This is a genomic window from Streptomyces sp. XH2, assembly GCF_049725035.1.
GTDB classification, from domain to species: Bacteria; Actinomycetota; Actinomycetes; order Streptomycetales; family Streptomycetaceae; genus Streptomyces; species Streptomyces roseoverticillatus.
On record NZ_JBMMMZ010000035.1, the window covers coordinates 1 to 7,544 of the forward strand.

The window sequence follows — 7,544 nt, forward strand, 5'->3', positions numbered from 1 at the left end:
CCGCCACCGGATCGGCCGTGGACACCACAGACCTACGCGACTTCGCCCGGCGCGCACTACCGGACTACATGGTCCCGGCAGTATTCATACTCCTCGACGAACTGCCTCTGCTCCCGAACGGAAAACTCAACCGGGCAGCCCTGCCGACACCCGAAGCCGGAACGACCCCGGCAACACGCGCTCCACGCACACCACAGGAAGAACTGCTCTGCGGCCTCTTCGCCCACGTACTCGGCCTCCCCGAAGTCGGCACCGAGGACAACTTCTTCGAACTGGGCGGGCACTCGCTCCTCGCCACCCGGCTGATCAGCCGGATCCGGTCGGCATGGGGCGTCGAGCTCTCCGTCCGCACGCTCTTCGACGCCCCGACCGTCGCGGGCCTCGCCGAGCAGTTGTACGGGCACGCGCGCGCACGCGTCCCGTTGCGCGCGACGGCACGGCCGGAGGAAGTTCCTCTGTCCTTCGCACAGCGCCGCCTGTGGTTCCTCAACCAGTTGGAAGGACCTAGCCCGGCGTACAACCTCCCGCTGTACGTGCGGCTGTCCGGCGACGTGAACGTGGTCGCCCTGGAGGCGGCGCTGGGTGACGTCATCAGCCGGCACGAGAGCCTGCGGACGGTGTTCCCGGAGGCACAGGGCGTGCCGCGTCAGCATGTGGTCGACACCGCCGGCACCCCGCAACGTCCCGCCCTCGAAGTCGTGCGGACCAACGGGGCGGACCTGGCCGCGGTTTTGAACGCAGCAGCCCGGCACCCCTTCGACCTCGCCGCGGAGCTCCCGGTCCGGGCCTGGCTCTTCACCGTGGGCGCCCAGGACCAGGTGCTCGCGCTCGTCGTGCACCACATCGCGGCCGACGGCTGGTCGCTGGCGCCTCTGGCGCGTGACCTCGGCCTGGCGTACGCCGCGCGGTGCCGGGGCGAGGCACCGGCGTGGCTTCCGCTGCCGGTGCAGTACGCCGACTACACGCTCTGGCAGCACGACGTGCTCGGCAGCGAGGACGATCCGGACAGTGTCATCTCCCAGCAGTTGTCCTACTGGCGCAGTGCCCTGGACGGGCTGCCCGACCAGCTCGACCTGCCGACCGATCGCCCCCGGCCCGCCGTCGCCGGCCACCGCGGGGACTCGGTCGCGTTCCGGATCGAGCCGGAGCTGCACCGCGCTCTGGTCTCGCTGGCACAGGACCATCAGGTCAGCCTGTTCATGGTGCTGCAGGCCGCGGTTGCCGCCCTGCTGACGCGCCTGGGCACGGGAACGGACATCCCCCTCGGCAGCCCGGTCGCCGGCCGCACGGACGAGGCGCTGGACGAACTCGTCGGCTTCTTCGTCAACACGCTGGTGCTGCGCACGGACACGTCCGGCAACCCGAGCTTCCGCGAACTGCTCGGGCGGGTCCGGGAGACCGACCTGGCGGCCTACGCGCACCAGGACGTGCCGTTCGAACGGCTGGTGGAGCTGCTCAATCCCGACAGGTCGCTCGCCCGTCACCCGCTGTTCCAGGTGATGCTGGCCTTCCAGAACACTCCGGAGGCCCGGCCCGAACTCCCCGGTCTCGGCTGCACGCCCGAGCCCGTCGAGACCGGCGTCGCCAAGGTGGATCTGACCGTCAACGTCCGGGAGTCCCGGGCGGACGACGGCGGTCCGGGCGGCCTCGACGGCAGCGTCGACTACAGCACCGACCTGTTCGACCGGCGCACGATCGAACCGGTGGTGACGCGGCTGCGCCTGCTGCTCGAAGCGGTGGCCGCGGACCCCGGGCAGCCATTGGACCGGCTCGACGTGCTGACCGCCGAGGAGCGCCACCGGCTGCTGGTGGAGTGGAACGACACCGCCCGGGAGGTCCCCGCCGCCACGCTCTCCGAGCTGTTCGAGGCTCAGGCCGCCCGGACGCCGCACGCGACGGCCGTGGTGTTCCAGGGCGCCGAACTGTCCTATGCGGAGCTCAACGCGGCGGCGAACCGGCTGGCCCGGCATCTGGTCGAGCGGGGCGCGGCACCGGAACGCCTGATCGGCCTCGCCGTGCCCCGCTCGGCCGAGATGATGGTGGCCCTGCTCGCGGTGCTCAAGTCCGGAGCGGCCTACCTTCCCGTGGACCCGGGATACCCGGCCGACCGGATCGCGTTCATGCTGTCGGACGCCCGCCCCGTGATGTGGCTGACCACGCGCGCGGTCGCCGACGGCCTGCCCCGGACGGACACCCCGCTGATCGTGCTCGACCAGCCCGGGACGAGCGAGGACATCGGCCGCCGGGCCACGGGTGACCTCGGCGCGGCGGAAGGTCACCGGGCCGCCGCGGACCATCCGGCCTACGTCATCTACACCTCGGGCTCCACCGGCCGGCCGAAGGGCACGGCGGTCTCCCACCGCAGCGCCGGGAACCTGGTCCGCTGGGCCGTCACGGAATTCGGCTCCGGACGGCTGTCCCGCGTGCTGGCCTCGACCTCACTGAACTTCGACGTCTCGGTCTTCGAGATGTTCGGCCCGCTGGCCTCCGGCGGGACGATCGAGGTCGTGCGCGACGTGCTCGCCCTGACCGAGCGCCCCGAGGACAGCGGGTGGACCGGCACCTTGATCAGCACCGTGCCGTCGGCCCTGTCACAACTGCTCTCCCACGACGTCAAGATAGCCGCCGACACGGTGGTCCTGGCGGGCGAAGCGCTCTCGGCCCGCGCTGTTCGCGACGTCCGTACGACGCTCCCGGGCTGCCGCGTCGCGAACATCTACGGCCCCACCGAGGCCACGGTCTACGCGACGGCCTGGTACGCCGGTGACGACGATCCGGACGCCGCACCGCTCATCGGCGCTCCGATCTCCAACGTGCGGGCGTACGTGCTGGACGGTGGTCTGCGGCTGGTGCCGCCGGGTGCGGTGGGCGAGCTCTACCTGGCCGGGGCCGGGATAGCGAGGGGATACGTGAACCGCGCCGGTCTGACGGCCGAGCGCTTCGTGGCGGATCCCTTCGGCCCGGCCGGATCCCGCATGTACCGCACAGGCGACCTGGTCCGCCGGACACCCGACGGCGAGCTGGCATTCGTCGGCAGGACGGACGATCAGGTCAAGGTCCGGGGCCACCGGATCGAACTGGGAGAGATCGAGGCCGCCCTTTCCCGCCGTCCTGATCTCAAGCGGGCTGTCGTCGTCGCCCACACGCACGAGCCGTCCGGGAAACGCCTCGTGGCGTACGTGGTGCCGGCCGCCGGAGCCACCGTGGACACCGCAGACTTGCGCGGATTCCTGCGGCGTGCGCTGCCGGACTACATGGTCCCGGCGGCATTCGTGCCCTTGGACGAGCTGCCTCTGCTGCCGAACGGGAAGCTGGACCGGGCCGCGCTGCCGAGGCCCGGCCTCGCCCCGGTGCCGAGGACGCGAGCTCCGCGCACGCCGCGGGAAGAGCTGCTCTGCGGCCTCTTCGCCCACGTGCTGGGCCTCCCCGAGGTCGGCGCCGAGGACAACTTCTTCGAGCTGGGCGGCGACAGCATCATGTCCATCCAGCTCGTGTCCAAGGCCCGCGCGGCCGGGCTGGCCATGAGCGCCAAGGACGTCTTCCAGCACCAGACCCCCGCCGGGCTCGCCGGGGTCGTCACCGCGAGCGAGGCGCACGCACACGCTTCGGACCTCGGTGTCGGCCGGATACCGGCCACCCCGATCATGCACTGGCTGCGGGAACAGGAGCGGGATCAGGACCACGATCAGCAGCATGGCATCGACCAGTTCAGCCAGACGGTTCTGCTGAACGTGCCCGCAGGCGTGACCGGGCAGCACCTGGCCGGAGCACTGCAGGCCGTCCTTGATCACCACGATGTTCTGCGGACCCGCTTGGAGCGGTCGGCCGGCGGTGAGTGGTCGCTGTACAGCAGCCCTCGCGGCTGTGTGCTCGCAGCGGGCCTGGTCCGGCGGATCGACGTCAGCGGTGGGGACGGGCACGTGCCGGGCCGGCTGGTGGCGGACGAGGCCCGGCAGGCACGTGGGCGGCTGCGGCCCGGTGACGGGGTGATGCTGCAGGCGGTGTGGTTCGACGCCGGGCCCGCCCGTGCGGGCCGGTTGCTGCTGGTGCTGCACCATCTGGTGGTCGACGGGGTGTCCTGGCGCATTCTGCTGCCGGACCTGGCCTCTGCCGCGGCTGCCGTCGCGGCGGACCGCGCAGCCGACCTGGCCCCCGTACACACGTCGTTCCGCCGGTGGGCCGAACTGCTGGTGGAGCACGCCCGCGAACCTCAGCGCATCGCCGAGACAGCGTGGTGGGAACAGGTCCTCGACGGCCCGAGCGTGGTGCTGGGCGATGGACCATTCCGAGAAAGCCGCAGGACGCGGTCCTTGGTGGTGACCATCCCCCCGGAACGCGCGGCGCCACTGCTGACCGACGTGCCTGCCGCGTTCCATGCGAACGTCAACGACGTCCTGCTGACGGCGCTGGCCGTTGCTGTCCTGGGCCGGCACCAGCGCCGCGGCGAGACGGGGGCGGAGCTGCTGGTCGACGTGGAGGGGCACGGCCGGGACGAGTTCGTTCCCGGAGTCGACCTGTCGCGCACGGTGGGCTGGTTCACCAGCCTGTTCCCCGTACGGGTCGACCTCCGCGACATCGACCTCGACCAGGTCCCGGCCGGAGGCCATGCCGCCGGCCAGGCTCTCAAGACGGTCAAGGAGCAGCTCCGGGCGGTCCCGGACCACGGGGTGGGCTACGGAATCGCCCGCTACCTCAACCCGGAGGCCTGTGCACGGCTGTCCCCTCTGGCCGCGCCCCAGGTCGGGTTCAACTACCTGGGACGGTTCTCCGCGGCCGACACCGGGCAGTGGGCCGTGGCCGAGGAGGCCGGCGCCCTCTTCGATCCGGCCGACGCCGCACTGCCACCAGCGCACCGCCTCGAAGTCAACGCCCTTGCCACGGACCGCGCGGAGGGGCCCGAGCTGGTGGCCTCCTGGACGTGGAACGAGCAGGCGCTGTCCGAGAAGGACGTGCAGGAGCTCACCGAGCTGTGGGCACAGGCGCTGGACGCGTTCATCACCCACGCCGGCCGGCCCGGAGCGGGCGGCTGGACACCCTCGGACCTGCCCCTGGTCTCACTGGACCAGGCCGAGATCGACGCGCTGGAAGCGGAGTGGGGGATCCAGGAATGAGGAAGCCGGGACTGCCGGGACTGCAGGACGTCCTTCCGCTCTCGCCGCTCCAGGAGGGACTGCTCTTCCACGCGGTCTACGATGCCCGCACCCCTGACACCTACGCGGTTCAAGTGGTCTTCGACCTCGGAGGCCCGCTCGATGCCGGGGCCCTGCGCGCGGCTGCCGGAGGTCTGCTCCGCCGGCACGCGAATCTACGGGCGGCCTTCCGGCAGCGCAGCGAAGGGCGGCCGGTGCAGTTGATTCCGCGCGAGGTGGCGTTGCCCTGGCGCGAAGTGGACCTGAGCGGGAGGAGCGACCAGGAGCCGGAAATGGCCCGGCTGCTGGCCGAGGACCGCGCCCGCCGCTTCGACCCCGCCCGCCCACCACTCCTGCGCTTCACCCTCATCCGCACCGGCCCCGCCCACCACCGCCTCGTCTTCACCCACCACCACCTGCTCCTCGACGGATGGTCCCTCCCCATCCTCATGCGAGAACTCTTCGCCCTCTACACCCACGGCGGAGACGACACCGCTCTCCCGCCTCCCGCCCCCTACCGGAACTACCTCACCTGGCTCGCCAGCCAGGACCGGGACGCGGCCCGGAAGGCCTGGCGGGAAGCACTGACCGGCGTGGAAGAGCCCACACTGCTGGCCACGGCCCGCCGAAACCACTCTTCGGTGACCCCGGAAGTACTGGCCGTGGCACTGCCGGAAGAGTCGACGGCGGCGTTGGCGAAGGCGGCGCGCGGCCACGGCCTGACGCTCAACACCGTTGTCCAAGGAGCGTGGGGTGTCCTGCTGGGGCGTTTGCTCGGCCGGAACGACGTGGTCTTCGGAGGGGTCGTCTCCGGTCGTGGCCCGGAGGTCGCCGGCATCGAGGACATGGTGGGGCTGTTCATCAACACCTTGCCCGTACGCGTGCGCTGGGACCGTTCCGAGTCATGGGCGGAGTTCCTGACCCGGCTGCAGGACGAACAGTCGGAGCTGCTGGAACACCGGCATCTGGGGCTGACGGAGATCCAGCGGCTGACAGGGATGCGGGAGCTGTTCGACACCACGACCGTGTTCGAGAACTATCCCCTGGATGCCTCGGCGTGGGAGAAGACGGGCTCCGATCTGCGGGTAATGAACATCGACGCGAGCGACGGCACCCACTATCCGCTCAGCCTCGCCGCGGTCCCCGGGCGCACGCTGCACCTGCGCCTGAAGTACCGACCGGATCTGGTGGAGCGGGACGAGGCCGAGGCCATCGCGGCGCGGCTCCACATGCTCCTGGAAGCCGTCATCGCCGATCCCGGGAGCCTCGTCGGACAGAGTGACGTGCTGACCGCCGAGGAGCGGCACCGGCTGCTGGTGGAGTGGAACGACACGGCGCGCCCGCTGCCGCCGGCGATCCTGCCGGAGTTGTTCCAGGAGCAGGTGGCCCGCACGCCCGGCGAGCCGGCCGTCCTCTTCGAGGACACCACGCTGACCTATGCGGAGCTCAACGCTCGGGCGAACCGGCTCGCGCATCGCTTGATCGCGCAAGGCGCCGGCCCGGAAGACGTCGTCGCCGTGATGCTGCCGAAGTCGGTCGAGCTGATGGTGGCCTTGCTCGCGGTGCTCAAGGCCGGGGCGGCGTATCTGCCGGTGGACCCGGCGCACCCGTCCGAGCGCCTCTCGCTCATGCTCGGTGACATTCGCCCTGCCATGGTCCTGGACGCCGGTGAGGTGGCCGGTGACACGAGCCGGTACCCGGATACGGATCCCGGTGACGCCGACCGTGTCGCCCCGCTCTCACCGGCCCACCCGGCCTATGTCGTCTACACCTCCGGTTCCACCGGCGTCCCCAAGGGCGTCGTGGTGGAGCACCGGTCGCTTGCGGACTATCTGGCCTGGGCCCGTGCGACTTATTCGAGCGCGCGCGGAAAGGCGCTGCTGCACTCCTCACCGGCCTTCGACATGACCGTCACGGCCTTGTTCGTCCCTCTGCTGACCGGCGGCTGCGTTCACCTCGCCGCGCTGGAGGAGGGCTCGCCGCGCCGAGAGGGGCTCGCGGCAACCCGGCCGGCCTTCCTCAAGGGAACTCCGAGTCATCTGGCCCTGCTGAACGCGTTGCCCGCGGAGTTCTCGCCGACGGAGGAACTGCTGCTCGCCGGTGAGGCACTGACGGGCGAGCCCCTTGAGGAGTGGCGTCGCAGGCATCCGTCGGTGACGGTGTTCAACGTCTACGGTCCGACCGAGACCACGGTCAGCTGCACGCAATACCGGATCGAGCCGGGTGCCGCGCTTCCGCCGGGAGCCGTGCCCATTGGCCGCCCGGTGAGGAATACGCGGGTGTATGTACTGGACGGTGGTCTGCGGCTGGTGCCGCCGGGTGCGGTGGGCGAGCTGTACGTGGCCGGGGCGGGGGTGGCGAGGGGATACGTGCATCGCCCCGGCCTGACGGCCGAGCGCTTCGTGGCGGATCCCT

2 protein-coding genes are annotated in these 7,544 nt (G+C 71.1%); both read left to right on the top strand.

All coding sequences use genetic code 11. The features are described 5' to 3' along the window. Nucleotides 1–17 precede the first annotated feature (17 nt). Nucleotides 18–5,111: an amino acid adenylation domain-containing protein gene (locus ACOTKD_RS38065; protein ID WP_424893595.1), complete on the top strand. Its 5,094-nt coding sequence runs from the start codon at nucleotides 18–20 to the stop codon at nucleotides 5,109–5,111. After that, nucleotides 5,108–7,544, top strand: a 2,437-nt coding sequence (locus ACOTKD_RS38070) for a non-ribosomal peptide synthetase (protein ID WP_424893596.1), incomplete at its 3' end; no start/stop codon positions are given. The genes ACOTKD_RS38065 and ACOTKD_RS38070, both read left to right, overlap by 4 nt.